Here is a 19,424-nt window from a genome sequence, read left to right on the forward strand (position 1 = left end):
CGTCTTCATGGCCCACCCGGCGGCCCTTCCCGACAATGACGACCACTCGCCGCTCGCGGCTGCGCCGCGGTCGAACGCCCGCGCGCGCCGTCAGGCCGCCCTGGACGATCAGCAGCGCTCCTTCCTGCGGATGGTCAGCCACGAGCTGCGGACCCCCCTGAACTCCATCCTCGGCTTCTCGGAAATCATCTCCCAGGAGCTCTATGGCCCGCTCGGCGCGCCGCAGTACAAGGAATATGCCGGCATCATCCGCGCCAGCGGCCAGCGCCTGCTGAACCTGGTGAACCAGATTCTGGAAATCGCGCGCCTTGAAGGCCGGGCCATGGACCTGGACCTGCGGGTCGAGGCCCTGGACCACGCCATGGATGACGCCCTGGACGGCCTGCGCGAGGAGATCGCCAACCGCAAAACGGTGGTCATCGTGCGCGAGGAGGGATCCCTGCCGTCGGTGAAGGCCGATCCGCGCGGCCTGCGCACCCTGCTCACCAACCTGATCCACAACGCCGTGGTGTTCTCGCCGGAGGGCTCGGCCATCGAGATCACCGCCACGCGAGACGGCGACGAGATCGACATCCGCGTCCTCGACCAGGGCCCCGGCATCGACCCGGCCGATATCGCCCGCCTGCTGCGCCCCTTCGAGCAGGGCGACAGCGCCTTGACCCGCCGCAGCGAGGGGGCGGGCCTGGGCCTGCCCATCGTCAACCTGCTGTGCCAGGCCATGGGTGGTCGGCTGAAGCTGATCCCCGGCCCCGAGGGTGGCCTGCTGGCCAATGTTCGCCTGCCCGCCGGCTGAGGCCGCGGTTGCGCGCGGGCGTGCGGCCCCTTAAGTCGCCGACAGCATGCGTACCATCGAAGACGATCTCGCCGACCTGGTCTCGGAGTTCGACCTCCTGGAGGATTGGGAGGAACGCTACCGCTACGTGATCGACCTGGGGAAAGACCTTGCGCCGCTGACCGACAGCGAACGCAGCGAGGCCAACAAGGTGCGGGGCTGCGCCAGCCAGGTCTGGCTGGTGACCGAGCCTCACGCCGACGGCACGGTGACCTTCCGGGGTGATTCCGACGCCCATATCGTGCGGGGCCTGATCGCCGTGGTGCTGCGGCTCTATTCGGAAAAGGCGGCCGCCGCGATTCGCGATTTCGACGCCAAGTCAGCCTTCGACCAGCTCGGCCTGAGCGGCCACCTGTCGGCGCAGAGATCGAATGGCTTGGCCTCGATGGTGGGTCGTATCCGGCGCGACGCCGAGGCGCTGGCGGCTTAAGCCGCGCGGATGCCGCTGCTGGAGCTGGTCTGGCCCTGGATGCCGACCACCGCGTCGTAGCCCAGGATCATGTCGACATCGACGCCGTTGGTCGCCAGCGGCAGGCGTAACCAGAGGATCGACATGTGCGAGGCGCCCCGCCAGGAAAGGCTGTGGACCCCCACCGCTGGCCGCCGCTCTTCAACGATCTTGCCCAATTCGACCCGCCAGTAGTCGGCGGCGGCGCTGTTGTAGACGTCGTCGAGGCCGCGCCCGGTGATCTCCCGGCCATAGACGCTGTAGAGGCCGGTGCCGGCCAGGCGCAGGCGGAAGTCCAAGGGATCGCGACGCACGTCGATCAGGCTGACCGTCGGCAGGAGGCGCTTGAAGTCCTCGGGCTTGATGTCCCCCCGGCCCGGCAACCTGGGCCCACTCCGGAGTCCCGCCCAGTAGGCATAGAGCTCCTCATGGGCGCGGGCGGCCGCTGCTGATGATCCGATCTGTGCCGCCATATTCAGATTCCTTAACAACCCCTTGGAATCACGACGAATCACTTATCGCCTGAGCCGCGAATCTGCGGCAAGGCGAAATCGTGGCGCAGGCCAAGAAATCCGAATTTGCCGCAGGCGGCAGATCCAGGCTTGGCATGCTCCGGACAGCAAAACGCCCGCCGTGTGGGCGGGCGTTCCGTCTCTCATCGCGAAGGAAGCGAGAGGTCTTACTTGCGCTTGCGGGGGGCCTGACGGCCGCCTTGGCCCAGGCCCATCTGCTTGGCGAGGTCCGAGCGCGCCTTGGCGTAGTTCGGCGCGACCATCGGGTAATCCTTCGGCAGGCCCCACTTGGCCCGGTATTCCTCGGGGCTCATATTGTATTTCGTACGCAGGTGGCGCTTCAGAGACTTGAACTTGCGGCCATCCTCCAGGCACACCAGATGGTCCGGCGTGATTGAGCGGCGGACGGGAACCGCCGGTTCCTTCGGCGCAGCTTCCTGAACGTCAGAACCCTGTGAAATACCAGAAAGCGCGCGGTGGATGCTCTGGATAAGCGCGGGCAAATCCGAGGCCGCGACCGAATTGTTGCCGACGTATGCGGAGACAATATCCGCCGTCATCTCAATGACTTCCGACTTCTCGTCCATAATTCTCGATTCCGTATTGGGAAACTACCCAAGTGGGGGGGATGACTGATTCACGACATCAGTTACGGGGTCATTATAGGGGACTCAAGCCAAGCACAAGTGGCGCGAACCGGGATGAACTTGGGCGAACGCGTTCGCTGCAAAGACGAACATCGGCTTCTCGCCGAAAGGTGGCGCCGCACCGCAGTAGCGAAGGCGCGATAATCTCGAACACGACAGTCCGCAGAGCCAGCGTTGATCAGCAGCTGGTCCTGAGCAACATTAGACCAGACTTTTGCTCCTGCCGAGCCTAGCGGCCGAATTCCTTGGACAGCGCCAGCATGGCCGCGCGCTGTGGAATTGAGTATTCGTCGGCCCCGTCCTCGTCGCCGTCGCGAATCGCCTTGAGCAATGCCGGAGTCAGGGCCGAGGAGAGGGACCAATTCCAGTAACGCAGAACGGTTTGCGCACGATCAACCGCAATCATGTCGTAGGTGGTCAGCACCCGATCCAGGTTCGGATCGGGGCTCCCGTCAGCCGCGGTTTCGGGGCGCCGAAGGCCCCGCCACAAGGCCCGCACAGCCTGCTTGGGCAGGCCCGTGGCCTTGCACAGGATCGCCAGCGGTTCTCCGCCCGGATCGGTGAAGATCTTCGCGCCGGTCATGGGTTTCAGGCCTGACAGGTAGGAGATTTCCTCCGCCGTCTCGCGGGTCATTCCACCTTGCGCCGCAGCAACCGCCGCCTCGAGACTGTCGAACGGCGATTTTTCAATCGCCGCCCGGTTGCGTTGCCGGCGCTCGATAAACTGCAGAGCTTTTCTCGCCAGCGGATCTTGCCAGTTCTCGGCGGCCGCCATTGGGAAGATGTCGCCGGTGGCTTCCTGCAGCACTTCGCGGGAGACCGCGAACCGCTGGAGGATGGTGCGCCTGGCGTCAGCGTCGGCCCACCAGAACAGCACATAGGCGTGCGCCGGCCGCAACTCGGGGCGACGCAGCAGGGTCGGGGCGGTCCGCGCGTCGCCGCGCGTGGAGGCCACGATGGCCTCCACGCAGGGGTTGGAAAGCTTGGCGAGGTCGTTCTTCAGCAGGCACTCGATGACCAGGGCCTCACCGAACTCGATCAGCACCTCGCAGACCACCTCGCTGACCCCGCGCCGCATGGCGATCAGGCGGCGGTGCTCCAGTCCCGCCGAGCGGGCGCAGTCCAGCAGGTCGGAGTCCGACAACGAGGCGCAGTGGGTGAGCAGAGCCTCGGCGATCTCCACGTGATCGCGCAGCAGCAGGCGCACCAGACTGGCGGGAATTTCCGACAGGTTCGCCAGGCGGCGGGCCACCTTCAGCCGGTCCTCCGGCTCGGCCTCCCGCAGCATGTCCACCAGCAGGTCGGCGGTCATGGCGCGCTCGAAGGCGTTCACCCGCGACGATGGCAGGCAGACGACGTCGGCCATCCGCTTGAGTAGGGCGGCGCGCGCCCGGAAGATGGGCGGCTGTCCGGTTTCAGGAGGGGTCGCGGCTGGGTTCATGGTGATCTGTGCTGATCACACCATAGCGGCCTTAACCGGACGTTTTCACGTCACTTGAACGTGGGCGCGCTCCACTGCTCCCAGATGTCGGGAAGATCGGTGGAGACCTTGTCGGTGAAGGCCGGCGGCCGCTTCTCCAGGAAGGACATCACACCTTCGCGAGCGTCGGCCATGGCGCCGCGGGTCTGGATGCCGCGGCTGTCGGCGCGGTGGGCCTCCATGGGGTGGTTGGCGCCCGCCATTCGCCACAGGAGCTGGCGGGTGATGGCGATGGACACCGGCGCGGTGTTGTCGGCGATCTCGCGGGCCAGGGCGCGCGCGGCCGGCAACAGGTCCTCCGGCGCATGCAGCGAGCGGACCAGGCCCTTGTCCAGGGCCTCCTGGGCCGAGAAGATGCGTCCGGTATAGCACCACTCCAGGGCCGTCTGGATGCCCACCACCTTGGGCAGGAACCATGAGGAGGCCGCCTCCGGGTTGAGGCCGCGCCGGGCGAAGACCAGGCCGAACCGCGCCTCGGTGGACGCCAGGCGGATATCCATCGGCAGCTGCATGGTGACCCCGACCCCCACCGCCGGGCCGTTCACCGCGGCGATCACCGGCTTCAGGCTCTCATAGATGCGCAGGGTCAGCAGGCCGCCACCGTCGCGCTGCACGCCGTCGCGGGTGCGGGCTTCCTTGTCCTCGCCGCCGCGCGCGTCGTAGTCGAAGGTCTGGGCGCCCCCGGAGAGATCGGCTCCGGCGCAGAAACCGCGGCCGGCGCCGGTGACGATCACCGCCTTCACCGCATCGTCGGCGTCGGTGACGTCGAAAGCCGCGATCATGTCCTTCATCATCTGGGTGTTGAAGGCGTTCAGCTTGTCGGGCCGGTTCAGCGTGATGGTCGCGACCCCGTCATCGACGGCATAGGCGAGCGTCTCGAAAGTCTGCGTGGCCATCGTCTCTTCCTCCCTGATTTTCTTCAGTTCGCACCGCTTGACGGACGGTCCGTCAAGCACCGCATCGTCGGATCAAGAACGATAGTTTGGGAGGAGGTCCGGAGCGCCGCAAAGGCGTCCGGCCCCCAGTTTTCAGGACCCGCCATGCATCCGGCCACCCACGCCAAGACCCATCCCGACCGCGCCGCCTACATCATGGCGGGAACCGGGGAGACGGTGACCTACAGGCAGCTGGACGACCGCTCCAACCAGGGCGCGCAGCTTTTCCGGTCCCTTGGCCTGGTGACCGGCGACGTCATCGCCATCCTGATGGACAACAGCCCGCGCTTCTTCGAGATCGCCTGGGCCGCCCAGCGTTCAGGGCTCTACTACGCCTGCATCTCGTCCAAGCTGACCGCGGGCGAGATCGACTACATCATGAAGGACTGCGCCGCGAAGCTGCTGGTGACCTCGGCGGGGATTGGGCCGGTGATCGACGAACTGCCGGCCCTGCTGCCGGGCGTGCGGCTCTACATGGTGGGGGATGCGCGGGCGCCCTACGAGAGCTTCGAGGCCGCGCGGGACAAGATGCCGACCACGCCGGTGGATGACGAGACCGCCGGCCGCGACATGCTCTACTCATCAGGCACCACCGGACGCCCCAAGGGCATCAAGCCGCCCCTTACCGGCGGACCGATCGACGAGGCGGGCGGCGTGGCGAATCTCGCGGCCGGCCTGTTCGGGTTCAAGCCTGACAGCGTCTACATCTCGCCCGCCCCGCTCTATCACGCGGCCCCGCTGCGCTGGTGCATGGCCGTTCATCAGCTGGGCGGCACGGTGATCGTGATGGAGAAGTTCGATCCTGAGGCGATGCTGGCCCTGATCGAGAAGTACAAGGTCGACGTCGGCCAGTTCGTCCCCACCCACTTCGTGCGCATGCTGAAGCTGCCGGAAGAGGTGCGCACCCGGTACGACGTGTCCTCCATGCGCTCGGCGGTGCACGCCGCCGCCCCCTGCCCCATCCCCGTGAAGGAACAGATGCTGGCCTGGTGGGGCCCGGTGATCCACGAGTACTACGCCGGGTCAGAGGGCAACGGCTTCTGCTATGTCGGCCCGCACGACTGGCTGACCCACAAGGGCACCGTCGGCCGCGCGATCCTGGGCGAAGCCAAGATCGTCGGCGAGGAGGGCGAGGAGTTGCCGCCCCGCAGCGAGGGCACGGTCTATTTCGCCGGCGGCGCGCCGCTGACCTATCACAACGCGCCCGACAAGATCGCCGAGAACACCAACAAGCTCGGCTGGACGACGCTGGGCGATGTGGGCTGGCTGGACGAGGAGGGCTTCCTCTACCTCACCGACCGCAAGAGCTTCATGATCATCTCCGGCGGGGTGAACATCTATCCGCAGGAGCTCGAGAACCTGCTGATCACCCACCCCAAGGTGGCCGACGCCGCCGTGGTGGGCGCGCCGCACGAGGAGATGGGCGAACAGGTGGCCGCGGTGATCCAACCGATGAACTGGGACGAGGCCGGCGACGCCCTGAAGGACGAACTGATGGCCTTCTGCCGCGCCAACCTGTCCCATGTGAAGTCGCCGCGCATCCTCGACTTCATGCAGGAACTGCCGCGCCACCCCACCGGCAAGCTCTACAAGCGCCTGATCCGCGACGCCTACTGGGGCAAGGAAGGCTCCAAGATCATCTAGACCGCCCCGGCATAAGGTGTAGTCTGGCTGCAGCATGAGCCTCCGGACCCGCCTCGCCCAGAACGTAGCCAATCCCTCTCCGGGGATTGGGCGCGCGCGAGTCTAGACAGACCTCTTCGCTCACCGATCCCCCGCAAGCCTGCGGATGGATCGGTCAGCCCCTCTCCATCCGCGTTCCAAGATGGAGACAGACATGACTCAACCCGACTGGTGGTACGACGACCTCAAGCAGGTCGGCCTCGATTTCGAGGACGACGTCCAGGTCGCGACCTATGACGCCCGCCAGGGCGGCGACCTGGCCGCCGACCGCGCCCTGCTCTCCGGGCTGGGGGTGACCCGTGAGACCGCGCTGGCCGACATCGGCTGTGGCACCGGCATCCTGGCCTGCGCGGCCGGCGGCATGGCCCGCTCGGTCCGGGCCATCGACGTCTCCGACACCATGCTCAATGCCGCCCGGACCCGGGCCCGCGAGATGGGCGTGACCAACATCACCTTCGAGCTCGGCGGCTTCCTGACCTTCCCGGCCTCGGGTGACCTGGACCTGATCATCACCAAGAACGCCCTGCACCACCTGCCCGACATGTGGAAGTCCGTGGCCCTGACCCGTATGCGCGACGCCCTGAAGCACGGCGGGCGGATCTACATCCGCGACGTGGCCTTCAACTGCACCCCCGACGCCATCCCGCGCACGGTGGAGAGCTGGATCGGCTGGATGACGCGAGAGACCGGCTACAGCCGCGAGGAGGTCGCCTGCCATGTGCGGGAGGAGCACTCGACCTTCGGCTGGATCCTGGCCCGGATGATCGACGACGCCGGCTTCCGGCTGCTCAGCCGCACCCATGACGGGGTCTATGCGACCTTCCTGGCCGAGGCGGTCGCCTGATGTGGCTTCCACTGGCGGCTGTCACCCTCTAGAGGTCGAACACCTGTTTCAAAGACAAGGACGAGAAATATGAACCCCGTGGAATTCAAGGATCTGCCCGGCCTGGTGGGCCAGGAGACCGGCGTGTCCGACTGGCTGGAGATCACCCAGGAGCGCGTGAACCAGTTCGCCGAGGCCACGGGTGACCACCAGTGGATCCACGTCGACGTGGAGCGGGCCAACCGCGAAATGGGCGGCCCCATCGCCCACGGCTACCTGACCCTGTCGCTGCTGCCCTTCCTGGGCGGTGGACTGATGCCGGTGAAGGGCGTCACCCGCGGGATCAACTACGGCTCCGACAAGGTGCGCTTCGTGAACATGGTCCGGGTCGGCAAGCGCGTGCGCCTGCGCCAGAAGCTGATCGGCGTCGACGCCAAGGCCGGCGGCGTCCAGATCCGCATGGAATGCACCATCGAGATCGAAGGCGAGGAAAAGCCCGCCTGCATCGCCGAGACCCTGTCCCTGCTGTACGGGGCGTAAGAGCTGCAACGGCCCTCCCTGCCTTCGGGCGGGGAGGTTCCGCCCGCTACCAGTCGGGCGAGACAGCCTCTTCGGCCGAGGCCGCCTTGGCGCCCGTGAAGACCTCGTTGGAAGCCGTGGTCACCGGGGCATAGGGATTCTCCACCAGACCGATGGTCTCGCGGATGTACTTGGCCTGGGTCACGATCCCGATCTCCAGGCGCTCATTGTTCAGTTCGACCTGCTGGGTCAGCAGGCCCGCGATGAACTGGGCGGGCTGGGCCTCGGTCGCGCCCGAACGGCGGCGCGAATTGTCGGCCATGAACACCGGGCCGCCGGAGTTGCCCGGGAAGACGCTGAAGTCGAGCAGGAAGGTCGGGAAGACCTTGGCCGGCGCGATGGGATAGGAGGCCACGCGGCCGGCCCGCAGAATCGGGAAGCCGGCCCGGTTGGCCGCCAGGCCGCGCGGGAAGCCGAGCGCCATCATCTCGTCGCCCGCGCCCACCTTCAGCGAGGCGAAGGTCTGATCGTCGGCCAGCCAGCTCAGCGGAATCGCAGCCTTGGCGAACTGCTCCGGCGCGGTGATCGAGATCGCGGCGACGTCGCGGGAGGGATGGTGGGTCCAGAGTTCACGGCCCGCGGCGTCGCGGATCTTCAGGGTCTGGGGCGAATAGGTCCAGGAGCCGTCGGGATTCTCGATCCGGTAGCCGATACGGGCCTCGGCCCCGGGCATCTTGGCCAGGACGTGGTTGGCGGTGACGAGAACGGTGCGGGGCTGGCCATCGGGGCTCAGCGACTGGATCAGGAAGCCGGTGCCGACCGTGCGGGTGCCGTCCCCGAGGGGCTGCTCCAACTGCACCGTCGCGTGGATCAGTTCCACGGATAGGTCATAGACCATCGACGTCCCCGAAAAATTCCTGCAACTCGCGGAACCAACTGGCGGCATACTTCCTTAAGAACGTCGTTAAGGCAAAGGCCGATCTGAGGTTTAGGCGCTGCGCCATGTTGCCGCGTGGCCCAAGGGTTACGCCTTGAGAGCGTCCCGCGCCTGGGCCATCTAACGGGGATGACCCGTCCCACTCCCCCCGTCGCCCGGCGCGAGCCGAAGTCCATCACCCAGCTCGGCCGTACGCGAGTCGACGACTACGCCTGGATGAAGGACGAAAACTGGAAAGAGGTCCTGCGCGACCCCAAGGTCCTGCGGGCCGACATCCGCGATCACCTGGACGCCGAGAACGCCTATACCAAGGCCCTGCTAGACGACCCAACCAAGGCGCTGCAGGAGGCGCTCTTCGCCGAGATGAAGGGGCGGATCAAGGAGGATGATTCGTCGGTCCCTGCCTCGGACGGCGCCTGGGACTACTATGTCCGCTACGAGATCGGGGCCGAGCATCCGGTCCATGGCCGCCGTCCGCGCGGCCGCAGCGACGGCGAAGTCGTGCTGCTGGACGAGGAGGCGCTCTCGAAGGGCAAGGCCTTCTTCCAGGTCGGCGCGGCCCACCACAGCCCCGACCACCGCCTCTACGCCTGGGCGGCCGACGAGCAGGGGTCGGAGTACTACACGATCCGCATCAAGGACCTAGCCACCGGCGAGACCTTGGCCTTCGAGATCGAGAGCGCCTATGGCGACTTCACCTTCTCCCCCGACAGCCAGTGGCTGTTCTGGATCTGGCGCGACGAGAACGCCCGGCCCTCCAAGGTCTATCGCCGTCCGGCCCGCGGCGGCGAGGACGTCCTGGTCTATGAGGAGGCCGACGACGGCATGTTCCTGGGGGTCGGGACCACCTCGGACGACAGCCATGTCGTGGTCCATGTGGGCAACCAGGAGACCACCGAAATCTGGCTGATCCCGGCCAGCGATCCGACCCGCCCACCCTTCGTGGCCGAGCCGCGCCGGGTGGGGGTGAAGTATGAACTTGACCACTGGACCGACCGCTGGGTGATCCGCACCAACGACGACGGGGCGGTGGACTTCAAGCTGGTCACCAGCACCGCCGAGATCCCCGCAAAGTCCACCTGGACCGACTTCGTCCCCCACCAGCCGGGCCACTACGTCACCGGCTTCGCGGCCTATGCCGGCCACCTGGTGCGGCTGGAGCGGGTGAACGCCAACGATCGCATCGTGGTCATGACGCGCGGCGGCGGCGAGCATGAGATTGTCTTCGACGAGGAGGCCTGCGCGCTCTCGCTGAGCGGCGGCTACGAGTACGACACCACCGTCACCCGCTTCATCTACCAGTCCCCGACCACGCCCCGGCAGTGGTTCGACTACGACATGGCCAGCCGCGAGCGGACCCTGCGCAAGACCCAGGAGATCCCCTCCGGCCACGATCCGGCCAAGTACGTCGCGCGCCGCCTGACGGCCACGGCGGCGGATGGCGTCCAGGTTCCGATCACCGTCCTGATGCTGCAAGACACGCCCCTCGACGGCTCGGCGCCCCTGCTGCTCTACGGCTACGGCGCCTATGGCCACGCCATGGAACCCAGCTTCTCGATCCGCAATCTGAGCCTGGTGGATCGCGGCTGGATCTGGGCCACGGCCCATGTGCGCGGCGGGTCCGACAAGGGCTGGGGCTGGTTCCTGGACGGGCGCAAGGAGAAGAAGCCCAACAGCTTCACCGACTTCATCGCCTGCGCCGAGCACCTGTCTGCTGAGGGATACGGCAAGGCCGGGAAGATGGTGGCCTATGGCGGCTCGGCGGGCGGCATGCTGATGGGGGCCATCGCCAACCTGCGGCCCGACCTGTGGGCCGGGGTGATCGCCGCCGTGCCCTTCGTCGACGTGCTGAACACCATGAGCGACACCACCCTGCCCCTGACGCCGCCGGAGTGGCCCGAGTGGGGCAACCCGCTGGAGGACGAGGCGGCCTACGACACCATCGCCGCCTACAGCCCCTACGACCAGGTGGCCCCCCGGCCCTATCCGCCGGTGCTGGCGACGGGCGGCCTGTCGGATCCCCGCGTCACCTACTGGGAGCCCCAGAAATGGGTCGCCAGGCTGCGTCAGGTCTCGACCTCCGACGCCCCCATCCTGCTCAAGATCAACATGGACGCGGGCCACGGCGGCGCCTCGGGACGGTTCGACTTCCTCAAGGAGATCGCGCTCGACTACGCCTTCGCCATCTGGGCCGTGGACAGGGGTTGGGAATGATCGTCAGGCCATCGACTGCGGCCGATGCGGAGGCCCTGGCGGCCATCTACGGGCACGACGTGCTGCACGGCTTCGGCACCTTCGAGGAGGTCCCGCCAAGCCCCGAGGAGATGGCTCAGCGCCGTCTGGCCATCGTCGAGCGGGGCCTGCCGCACGTGGTGGCGGAGGAAGGCGGCCGGGTGCTGGGCTTCGCCTATGCCGGGCTGTTCCGGCCGCGCGCGGCCTACCGGTTCACGGTGGAGGATAGCGTCTATGTCGCCCCCGACGCTCACGGCCGTGGGGTGGGCAAGGCCGTGCTGACGGAGGTGCTGGCGGCTTGCGAGGCCCTGGGCCTGCGGCAGGTGATGGCGGTGATCGGCGACAGCGGCAACGCCGGGTCCATCGGCCTGCACACCTCGCTCGGCTTCGAGCCTGCCGGGGTCTGTCGCAGCGTCGGCTTCAAGCACGGGCGCTGGGTGGACACCGTCTGGATGCAGAAGCCCCTCAACGGCGGCGATACCAGTCCGCCGGCCGCCGAGGGCCTGGCCCTGACCGGGCACTAAAGCCTGGTCAGCCTCAGGCGCAGGGCGTTGGAGATCACGCTCACCGAGGACAGCGACATGGCCGCCGCGGCGATCGCCGGGGTCAGCAGCAGACCGAACGCCGGATAGAGCACCCCGGCCGCGATCGGCACGCCCAGGGCGTTGTAGACAAAGGCCAGCACCAGGTTCTGGCGGATGTTGCTCATCACCGCGCGCGAAAGCCGCCGCGCTCGCAGCAGGGCCGAGAGGTCGCCGCGCAGCAGGGTGATGCCGGCGCTCTCGATGGCCACGTCCGATCCCGCGCCCATGGCCACGCCGACGTCGGCGGCGGCGAGCGCCGGGGCGTCATTGACCCCGTCGCCGGCCATGGCCACCACCCGGCCTTCGGCCCGCAGGCGGTGAACCACCTCGGCCTTCTGGCCGGGCAGGACCTCGGCCTCGACCTCGGAGATCCCCAGCCGGTCCGCCACCGCCTGAGCCGTCACCCGGTTGTCCCCGGTGAGCATGACCACCCGCACGCCCTGCTCGCGCAGCTGGGCCACCACCTCGGCGGCGTTGGGCTTGATGGGGTCGGAGATGCCGATCAGGCCGGCCAGGGCGCCGTCCACGGCCACGAAGATCCCCGTCGCGCCGGTTCCCCGCAGGGCCTGGGCGGCTGCGCTCAGCGGAGCGGTGTCGATCCCCGACTCGGCCAGGAAGCGGTCGCTGCCGATGGCCAGGCTGCGGCCTTCCACCGAGCCGGTGACACCCTTGCCGACGGGGGAGTTGAAGTCCTGCGCCTCGCCCAGGGAAAGGCCGCGGTCGACGGCCGCGCGGACCACGGCCTCGGCCAGGGGATGCTCGCTGCCCCGCTCCAGGCTGGCGGCCAGGCGCAGCAGGTCGGCCTCCGCAAAGCCTTGCGCGACATGGATCTCGGTCACGGCGGGGCGCCCCTCGGTGAGGGTGCCGGTCTTGTCCACCACCAGGGTGTCGACCTTCTCCAGCCGCTCCAGGGCCTCGGCGTTCTTGATCAGCACGCCCCCCTGGGCCCCGCGTCCGACGCCCACCATGATCGACATCGGGGTGGCCAGGCCGAGCGCGCAGGGGCAGGCGATGATCAGCACCGAGACCGCCGCCACCAGGGCGTGGGCGAGCCGGGGATCAGGTCCCAGCAGCCACCAGGCGGCGAAGGCGGCCAGGGCCGCGGCGATGACGGCCGGCACGAACCAGGCCGAGACCTGGTCGGCCAGGCGCTGGATCGGGGCGCGGCTGCGCTGGGCCTGGGCGACCATCTGCACGATCTGCGACAGCAGGGTGTCGGCGCCCACCTTGTCGGCCCGCAGGATGAAGGCGCCGGTCTTATTGATGGCCCCGGCCACCAGGCGGTCGCCAGGCGCCTTGTCCACCGGCAGGGACTCGCCGGTGACCAGGGCCTCGTCCACCGCGCCCGAGCCCTCCAGCACCTCGCCGTCCACCGGGACCTTCTCGCCGGGGCGCACCCGGAGGCGGTCGCCGACCGCGATCTGGTCGACCGCCACGTCCTCGTCGGTCCCGTCCGGGCGCAGGCGCCGCGCGGTCTTGGGGGCCAGGGTGAGCAGGGCCTTGATGGCGTCCGAGGTCTGCTCGCGGGCCCGCAGCTCCAGCAGCTGGCCCAGCAGGACGAGGACGACGATGACCGCGGCGGCCTCGAAATAGAGCGGCGGCTCCCCCATCGAGCCCTTGAAATCATTGGGAATGAGGCCCGGGAACAGGGTGGCGAAGGTCGAGTAGAGCCAGGCGGTCCCGGCCCCGAGCGCGATCAGGGTGAACATGTTGAGGTGGCCCGACCGCAGGCTGGCGGCGCCCCGCTGGAAGAAGGGCCAGCCGGCCCAGAGCACCACCGGGGTCGCCAGCAGCAGCTGGATCCAGCCGTTCCAGGCCATGGGCCAGGGGGTGGCCAGGCCCATCAGGTGTCCCCCCATCTCGAGGATGAAGATCGGGGCGGTCAGGGCCGCGCCGACCCAGAAGCGGCGGGTGAAGTCCACCAGCTCCGGGTTGGGGCCGTGGTCCAGGCTGACCAGGTCGGGCTCCAGGGCCATGCCGCAGATCGGGCAGGACCCCGGCCCCTCCTGGCGGATCTCCGGGTGCATGGGGCAGGTGTAGATCGTGCCCGGCGGGGGCGGCGGCTCGGGCTCCCGCTCGCCCAGGTACTTGCCCGGATCGGCGGCGAACTTGGTCTTGCAGCCGGCCGAGCAGAAGCCGAATTCCACCCCGTCGTGGACGTGGCGGTGGGTGTCGGTCTTCACCGTCATGCCGCAGACGGGATCGATCAGGGGGGCTTGCTCGGACATGTCGGTCGCCACGGATGGAGGACAAGGGTGCTCTGCAGTTATACCCCCCAGGGGCATATTGCAATTACCCCCTGGGGGTATATACGGGCGGCATGAAGCGCGAGAACAAAGCCAAGCTGCAGGGCCGGTTGAGCCGGATCGAGGGCCAGGTGCGCGGCATCGCGCGGATGGTCGACGAAGACCGTTATTGCATCGACATCCTCACCCAGCTGCAGGCGGCCCGCGCCGCCCTGGCCAAGGTCGAGACCGAGATGCTGCGCGACCACCTCGGCCATTGCATCGAGGGCGCCATCGTCAGCGGCGACGCCGCTGAGCAGCGCCAAAAGGCCAATGAACTCATCACCCTGCTGGAACGCAGCACCCGTTAAGACACCCCTCCCCCATGAAGGCCGCCCTCCCCGCCGCCGCCCTCCCGGCGCTGGCCTGGCAAACCCCCGCCCAGGACAGCCACGGCCGACACGCCGCGCACGGCGGCCAACATTCGCCGACAAGTGACCGTCAGGGTCCCGCCGATCCCCATGCGGGCCACGACATGGCCGGCATGGGGATCGTGCGCTCGAAGGTGGGGTGAGGGTCAGGCCTCCTCGGCCGCCAGCGGCGACAGGAAGGCGGCGAACACGAACCCGTCCAGCTGGCCATCGTCGTCCAGGTCCACCAGGGCCCATTCCTCGGTTGGCCCGTCGAAGCCCCGGATGGTCAATTCCGTTCCGCTCTTGAGCACGGTGCTGTGGTCGAAGCCCAGACCCGGCCCGCCCCGCAGCTTGACCCCGTTGCGGGCGATCACGACGGCGCGCCCGACCCCGGCCCGGGCCAGGGGGGCGGCGACCGGCGGCGGCTGGCCCCAGCCCTTGGCGGCCGCGGCCCGCAGCCAGGCCGGGGCGTTGACGGCCCGGCCGCCGGCCCCCCACACCAGCCGGGAGCCGAAGCCCACATGGATGGTCTTGGTCCCCATATAGTCCACGCCGGCGCCGAGGCCGGTGGCGCCCAGGCTGGCGGCGGCGGTGACGAAGGCCTCGAACCGCTTGCGTTGCGCGTCGAAGTCCAGCACCTCGCCGCCGTCCAGCAGCTGGATGTCGGCGGCCGCCCCGTCGTCATGGCGGGTGGAGCCGGTGCGCCGCGCGTTCGGCGCGCCCTTGCGGTCCTGCCCCCCCGAGGTCACCGACACTGCGTCGACGCCCACCGCCGCGGCGGCCTCCTTCAGCAGTTGCTCCAGCTTGGGCTGCAGCGGCTTGTCCCGGATCTTTCCGGCGTTGTTGTAGATGAGCTTGGCCATCTTCATCCCTCCCCAGAGGCGGGAAAGTTAACGTGTGGGAGAAAGGCGCGCAATCTTCAGTTGCACGCCCTCGCCTGGCCCCAGATCCCCGAGGGCGCCGGCGGTGGGCATTGCGTTTCTGCGGTTGAAGGTGGGGTGGGGTTGGGCGAAGACCGCCTGACCATGTTCCCGTGATTCAAGGCCAGCCCTCGCGGCGGCGGAGCCCCCGACGTGACAGTCGTCTACTTCCACGGCCAGCCCGGATCGCCGGCCGAGCTGGACCTGGTCTTCCCAGATCGGCGCGAGCATCAGGAACGGGTCCATGCGCCCGACCGGGCGACCGATCGCCCCGACCTGTCGCTGAGCGCCTATCTCGACCATCTGACGGCCGACGTCCTGCAGCGCCGCCCCGAGGGCCAGATCCGCCTGGTGGGCTTCTCGCTGGGGAGCTATGTGGCGGTGGAGGTCGGCCTGAGGCTGGAGGCGCTGGGTCGCGGCCGCGACCTCAGCCTGGACCTGGTCTCGGCCGCCGCGCCGCTGGATTGCGGAGACTTCCTGCCCGACATGGCCGGAGGCGCGGTGTTCGCCCTGGCGCGCAACCAGCCGCGGCTGTTTTCCGCCCTGACCTCGGTCCAGGGAGGCCTGTCGCGGGTCGCGCCGGGCCTGCTGTTTGCGCAGATCTTCGCCGGGGCGGCCGGGGCGGACGCGCAGCTGGCCCGCGACCCGGCGTTCCAGACCACGGTGCGCGGCATGATCGCCCACAGCCTGGCGCGCGGCGCCCGGGCCTACCAGCGCGAGATCCTCGGCTATGTCGCCCAGCCCGCGCAAAGGCTGGCCGGCCTCCGCGCGCCCATCACCCTGTGGCAGGGCGACGCCGACACCTGGACCCCGCCCGCCATGGCCCAGGCCATCGTCGCGGTCCGACCCGCCACCCTGCGGCGGTTCCCCGGCCTGTCCCACTACTCGACCCTGCAGGCCGCCCTGCCCCAGATCCTCGCCGGCGCCGCCTAGGGCGCGTTGGTCAGTTCGCGATCGGTCGCCGCGCCCGGCGACCGCCAGGACGCAGACCGCCTGGATTTCGCCGGCGCGGAGCGCGATGCTTGGCGCGCCTGAGGTTCGCGGGGGAACGCCATGGTCGTCAGCCGGTCGCTCTAATCTGGCCGGGGTGCTGGCGCTGTCGGGGGCGAGTGGCGGCGGAGGGCCCATTGAGTTCGCTCGCGCCGGGGCTAAGCTGCGGGGGAGCCCCCCCGGAGACCGCGACATGGCCGACCTGCAACGCCTGCCCGCCGATGCGCCCATCGAGGCGGTCATGGCGGTCCTGGACCGGGACGGAGCCTTGATCCTGGAGGGGGTGATCAGCCCGCAGACGGCCCTCGCCATGGCCGAAGAGCTACGCCCCTATGTGGAGGCGACCCAGCCGGGACAGGACGCCTTCACCGGGTTCAAGACCACGCGGACCGGGGCCCTGGCGGCCCGCTCTGCGGGGTGCCGCACAGCCATCCTCGATCCCCGCATCCGGGCTATCTGCGACCGGGTGCTGCTGCCCAACTGCACCCGCTACCAGCTGCACCTGGGCCAGCTGATCCGCATCATGCCCGGCCAGCCGGCGCAGCCGATCCACCGCGACCGCTGGGCCTGGGGCCAGTACCTGAAGGGGGTCGAGCCGCAGTTGAACACCATCTGGGCGCTGACCGACTTCACCGCCGAGAACGGGGCGACCCAGGTGGTTCCCGGCTCCATCGATTGGCCAGACAATCGCAAGGCGACGCCGGAGGAGATCTGCCAGGCGACCATGAAGGCCGGCTCGGTGCTGGTCTATACGGGCACGGTGTTCCACGGCGGCGGGGCCAATACCGGCGAGACCGACCGCTGGGGCCTGAACATCACCTATGCCCTCGGCTGGCTGCGCCAGGAGGAGAACCAGTACCTCTCCTGCCCGCCGGAGATCGCGCGCACCCTGGAGCCCGAACTGCAGCAGCTGATCGGCTACGCCATGGGCTCCTATGCCCTCGGCTACTACACCCCGCCCCTGCCCCCCGGCGAGGGCCCGGAGGTCGTGCCGCCGGAGTACGCCCTGACCGGCGACGCGGCGGGATCGCAGCTGGGCTCGGCCGAGCTGCTGGGGGCGATCAACGCCTAGGTGCGCGGCGGCTGACGGTGTGACGCGCCCGTTCAGGGGGACGGCGGCGGGGGGCCGATTAAGTGCACCGTCACCGTAATTGACTACCGCCCGGAGTAGGAAGTGGTCCCCTGGGTCAGGGGCCGAAACGGATGCTCTGCAGGATTTCCGCGATTTCGGCGCGAGAGCCGGTCGCTTCGTCCTGCCGGGAGCCCGCGCCGATCAGGAAGAAGACCTCGCCACGCGGTACAATCCAGATTTCGGAGGTGGTGGGGAATTCAGCACCGGCGGCACGGAGCGTGTAGTTGACGCGCAGATAGCCGGCGTCGAGACCGTCGACCTTTACCAGCGTGGGCGGCTGCACCACGGTCACGTCGGCGGCGATCTTCCGCAGGGTGGGCAGAATTTCGTCCAAGACGGCCGTCGGCGTCTGGCCGGCCCATGGCCCCAAGAGACGCAGATTGACCTTGAAGGTGGGATTGAGGTCCGGGAAAGGTTCAGGATGCTTGGCGAGAATGACCATGGGCACCGTCGCGTACTTGGCCACGGCATCGCGCAGTTCGGCATCGCCCGACTCGACCGCCTTGAGGTTGGCGCTGTTCTGGTCAGCGCTCAGATAGACCCACCCTTCCGGCTTGGTGAGTGCAAACTGGGCTGTCGGATTGTGGAACTGCTCACCCTTGGCATGAGCAGCTCCCGCCAGACAGGTGAGCGCCGCGATCAGAAGCAGGCACTTCATGACTCTTCCCCACAGTCGAGCTGGCGTCGAGTTTTACTCAAGCTTCCCTGAATGGCGCAACTTCAAGTTTAGGTCGCACGATAGGAAGTGGTATTGCGGTGGGTATTACGGTGACAGTGCACGAATTGACGCCTGAACGCCCGCCATGCCACCGTCCTGGTCATGGCGCGCATGGCTCGTACGGTCTTCGAAGGGGTTCCCCACCACGTCACCCAGCGCGGCAACGGCGGGGGGCAGACCTTCTTCGGTGAGGCTGACTACCAGCTCTATCACGACCTGCTGGCCGAGAACGCCGCCAAGGCCGGGGTGGAGGTTTGGGGATGGGTGCTCATGCCCAACCACGTGCACCTGATCCTGGTCCCCTCCGACCCGGACGGCCTACGCCGCTGCCTGGCGCCCGTGCACCGGCGCTATGCCGGGACCATCCATGCGCGGGAAAAGCGCAGCGGCCATTTCTGGCGGGGGCGGTTCGGCTGTGTGGCCATGGACGAGGCCCATCTGGGCGCGGCCTTGCGGTACGTGGCGCTGAACCCGGTTCGCGCGCGGCTGGTGAAGCGGGCGGAGGATTGGCGTTGGTCGAGCCTGCATGCCTACCTTGGACACGACGATGGCCTGACGCGGACGCAGCCGGTGTTGTCGCGCTATCCCGACTTCGCGGCGATGATCGCGCAGGGTGAGGACGAGGCCGCCTCACTCAGCCTGCGGCGCGCCGAGACCATCGGGCGCCCGGTCGGGGACGCGGCGTTCCTGGAGACGCTTGAAGCGCTGTCAGGGCGGTCGCTCGCGCCCGGCAAACGCGGGCGCAAGCCGAAGACGATTTGAGTGCACTGTCACCGAATTGCGGCTGGAGACCAAAGATGGCGCACCTTTCGACCAAGACCTATGGCGCTGAGCGCGGCTTGAGTTGCGCCTTGAGGCAATGGGCCGCGGATAGCCATTGCAACCTGATCCATGGCTATTCGCTTGGGTTCAAATTCACTTTCGCTGCAGAGCAGCTCGACCATCGGGGTTGGGTTATCGATTTCGGAAAGGGTGGTTTTGGGCCTATCCGAGACTGGCTGCATCAGACTTTCGATCACACAGTCCTCGTCGCCGAGGACGACCCGGCGCGGTCCGAATTCCTGAGGCTGAGAGACCTGGGCTTGGCGGAGGTCCGCATCGTTCCGGGAACGAGTTGCGAGCGCGTCGCCGAGTATGTGTTTTCAGTCACCCACCCGATGATCGTAGCGGCGACCAAAGGGCGCTGCTGGATCTTGGCCGTGGAGTGTTTCGAACATGGGGCGAACAGCGCCATCTACGAAAACCCTCAGGGGGTGATCGGCAAGGTTTCCGCCGATGTTCTTCATGCCTTGATGCACGCCACCTAGACCCAACCGACCTCACCTTCCGAGATGGGTCGCTCTCACCTGCGACAGCGAGACTCTTTCCCGATCAGGTTGAATCAACCTGATCGG

21 protein-coding genes are annotated in these 19,424 nt (G+C 68.2%); 13 read left to right on the forward strand and 8 right to left on the reverse strand.

The window, feature by feature from the left end:
• Positions 1 to 7 precede the first annotated feature (7 nt).
• Positions 8 to 793: a sensor histidine kinase gene (locus tag OCL97_RS16775; protein WP_377371000.1), complete on the forward strand. Its 786-nt coding sequence runs from the start codon at positions 8 to 10 to the stop codon at positions 791 to 793.
• Between the two features lie 46 nt (positions 794 to 839).
• Positions 840 to 1,262 carry a SufE family protein gene (locus OCL97_RS16780; RefSeq protein WP_304779114.1) on the forward strand — a complete coding sequence of 141 codons (423 nt, stop codon included), beginning with the start codon at positions 840 to 842 and terminating at the stop codon, positions 1,260 to 1,262.
• On the opposite strand, the gene mopJ is transcribed toward OCL97_RS16780, so the two are convergent.
• The 4 genes from mopJ to OCL97_RS16800 form a co-directional block, all read right to left on the reverse strand.
• Positions 1,259 to 1,753 (reverse strand): motility/cell cycle regulatory protein MopJ, encoded by a 495-nt coding sequence (gene mopJ / locus OCL97_RS16785; protein ID WP_377371001.1) that lies wholly within the window; start codon positions 1,751 to 1,753, stop codon positions 1,259 to 1,261. The genes OCL97_RS16780 and mopJ overlap by 4 nt on opposite strands.
• 206 nt (positions 1,754 to 1,959) lie before the next feature.
• A complete protein-coding gene (locus OCL97_RS16790) occupies positions 1,960 to 2,379 on the reverse strand; it encodes a Ros/MucR family transcriptional regulator (RefSeq protein WP_215341617.1) in 420 nt (139 codons plus the stop codon).
• A gap of 289 nt (positions 2,380 to 2,668) precedes the next feature.
• Positions 2,669 to 3,880 carry a DUF2336 domain-containing protein gene (locus OCL97_RS16795; protein ID WP_377371002.1) on the reverse strand — a complete coding sequence of 404 codons (1,212 nt, stop codon included), beginning with the start codon at positions 3,878 to 3,880 and terminating at the stop codon, positions 2,669 to 2,671.
• 50 nt (positions 3,881 to 3,930) lie between these two features.
• Positions 3,931 to 4,815, reverse strand: a complete 885-nt coding sequence (locus OCL97_RS16800) for a crotonase/enoyl-CoA hydratase family protein (RefSeq protein WP_377371003.1) — start codon at positions 4,813 to 4,815, stop codon at positions 3,931 to 3,933.
• 144 nt (positions 4,816 to 4,959) lie between these two features.
• On the opposite strand from OCL97_RS16800, the gene OCL97_RS16805 reads away from it, so the two are divergent.
• The 3 genes from OCL97_RS16805 to OCL97_RS16815 all read left to right on the forward strand — a co-directional run bounded on the left by OCL97_RS16805 (position 4,960) and on the right by OCL97_RS16815 (position 7,900).
• Entirely contained in the window at positions 4,960 to 6,498 is a 1,539-nt protein-coding gene (locus OCL97_RS16805) for an acyl-CoA synthetase (RefSeq protein ID WP_377371004.1), read from the forward strand.
• A 193-nt stretch (positions 6,499 to 6,691) separates the two neighbouring features.
• Positions 6,692 to 7,381: a class I SAM-dependent methyltransferase gene (locus tag OCL97_RS16810; RefSeq protein WP_377371005.1), complete on the forward strand. Its 690-nt coding sequence runs from the start codon at positions 6,692 to 6,694 to the stop codon at positions 7,379 to 7,381.
• 69 nt (positions 7,382 to 7,450) lie between these two features.
• Entirely contained in the window at positions 7,451 to 7,900 is a 450-nt protein-coding gene (locus OCL97_RS16815; RefSeq protein WP_304779130.1) for a MaoC family dehydratase, read from the forward strand.
• Positions 7,901 to 7,946: 46 nt separating this feature from the next.
• Here OCL97_RS16815 and OCL97_RS16820 read toward each other — a convergent pair whose 3' ends face one another.
• Positions 7,947 to 8,759 carry a trypsin-like serine peptidase gene (locus tag OCL97_RS16820; RefSeq protein ID WP_377371006.1) on the reverse strand — a complete coding sequence of 271 codons (813 nt, stop codon included), beginning with the start codon at positions 8,757 to 8,759 and terminating at the stop codon, positions 7,947 to 7,949.
• A gap of 186 nt (positions 8,760 to 8,945) precedes the next feature.
• On the opposite strand from OCL97_RS16820, the gene OCL97_RS16825 reads away from it, so the two are divergent.
• The gene (locus tag OCL97_RS16825; protein ID WP_377371007.1) at positions 8,946 to 11,030 is read left to right on the forward strand and encodes a S9 family peptidase; all 2,085 of its coding nucleotides are present in this window, start codon (positions 8,946 to 8,948) and stop codon (positions 11,028 to 11,030) included.
• Positions 11,027 to 11,572: a GNAT family N-acetyltransferase gene (locus OCL97_RS16830; protein WP_305761451.1), complete on the forward strand. Its 546-nt coding sequence runs from the start codon at positions 11,027 to 11,029 to the stop codon at positions 11,570 to 11,572. The genes OCL97_RS16825 and OCL97_RS16830 overlap by 4 nt, the downstream gene beginning before the upstream one ends.
• Here OCL97_RS16830 and OCL97_RS16835 read toward each other — a convergent pair.
• Positions 11,569 to 13,860 carry a heavy metal translocating P-type ATPase gene (locus OCL97_RS16835; RefSeq protein WP_377371008.1) on the reverse strand — a complete coding sequence of 764 codons (2,292 nt, stop codon included), beginning with the start codon at positions 13,858 to 13,860 and terminating at the stop codon, positions 11,569 to 11,571. The genes OCL97_RS16830 and OCL97_RS16835 overlap by 4 nt on opposite strands.
• Positions 13,861 to 13,952: 92 nt before the next feature.
• Here OCL97_RS16835 and OCL97_RS16840 point away from each other — a divergent pair, with 92 nt between their 5' ends.
• Both OCL97_RS16840 and OCL97_RS16845 read left to right on the forward strand, forming a co-directional pair.
• A complete protein-coding gene (locus tag OCL97_RS16840) occupies positions 13,953 to 14,228 on the forward strand; it encodes a metal-sensitive transcriptional regulator (RefSeq protein WP_304779142.1) in 276 nt (91 codons plus the stop codon).
• Positions 14,229 to 14,242: 14 nt separating this feature from the next.
• Positions 14,243 to 14,431 carry a hypothetical protein gene (locus OCL97_RS16845; protein WP_377371009.1) on the forward strand — a complete coding sequence of 63 codons (189 nt, stop codon included), beginning with the start codon at positions 14,243 to 14,245 and terminating at the stop codon, positions 14,429 to 14,431.
• Positions 14,432 to 14,434: 3 nt separating this feature from the next.
• Here the strand turns inward: OCL97_RS16845 and OCL97_RS16850 are convergent, their stop codons facing one another.
• On the reverse strand, positions 14,435 to 15,133 hold the full coding sequence (locus OCL97_RS16850; RefSeq protein WP_377371010.1) for a hypothetical protein: 699 nt from the start codon (positions 15,131 to 15,133) through the stop codon (positions 14,435 to 14,437).
• 210 nt (positions 15,134 to 15,343) lie between these two features.
• Between OCL97_RS16850 and OCL97_RS16855 the strand changes: the two genes are divergently transcribed.
• Together OCL97_RS16855 and OCL97_RS16860 are read left to right on the forward strand one after the other, a co-directional pair.
• Positions 15,344 to 16,123, forward strand: coding sequence for an alpha/beta fold hydrolase (locus OCL97_RS16855; protein WP_377371011.1), 780 nt, complete (start codon positions 15,344 to 15,346; stop codon positions 16,121 to 16,123).
• A gap of 250 nt (positions 16,124 to 16,373) precedes the next feature.
• Positions 16,374 to 17,252, forward strand: coding sequence for a phytanoyl-CoA dioxygenase family protein (locus tag OCL97_RS16860; protein ID WP_377371012.1), 879 nt, complete (start codon positions 16,374 to 16,376; stop codon positions 17,250 to 17,252).
• 115 nt (positions 17,253 to 17,367) lie between these two features.
• Here OCL97_RS16860 and OCL97_RS16865 read toward each other — a convergent pair whose 3' ends face one another.
• Positions 17,368 to 17,970 carry a hypothetical protein gene (locus tag OCL97_RS16865; protein WP_377371013.1) on the reverse strand — a complete coding sequence of 201 codons (603 nt, stop codon included), beginning with the start codon at positions 17,968 to 17,970 and terminating at the stop codon, positions 17,368 to 17,370.
• A gap of 162 nt (positions 17,971 to 18,132) precedes the next feature.
• Between OCL97_RS16865 and OCL97_RS16870 the strand changes: the two genes are divergently transcribed.
• Positions 18,133 to 18,792 (forward strand): transposase, encoded by a 660-nt coding sequence (locus tag OCL97_RS16870; protein ID WP_377371014.1) that lies wholly within the window; start codon positions 18,133 to 18,135, stop codon positions 18,790 to 18,792.
• Between the two features lie 35 nt (positions 18,793 to 18,827).
• Complete coding sequence (locus tag OCL97_RS16875; RefSeq protein WP_304779158.1) at positions 18,828 to 19,337, forward strand: 6-pyruvoyl trahydropterin synthase family protein; 510 nt, start codon at positions 18,828 to 18,830, stop codon at positions 19,335 to 19,337.
• The last annotated feature ends 87 nt before the right edge of the window (positions 19,338 to 19,424 follow it).

The organism is Phenylobacterium ferrooxidans, assembly GCF_042714595.1.
GTDB classification, from domain to species: Bacteria; Pseudomonadota; Alphaproteobacteria; order Caulobacterales; family Caulobacteraceae; genus Phenylobacterium; species Phenylobacterium ferrooxidans.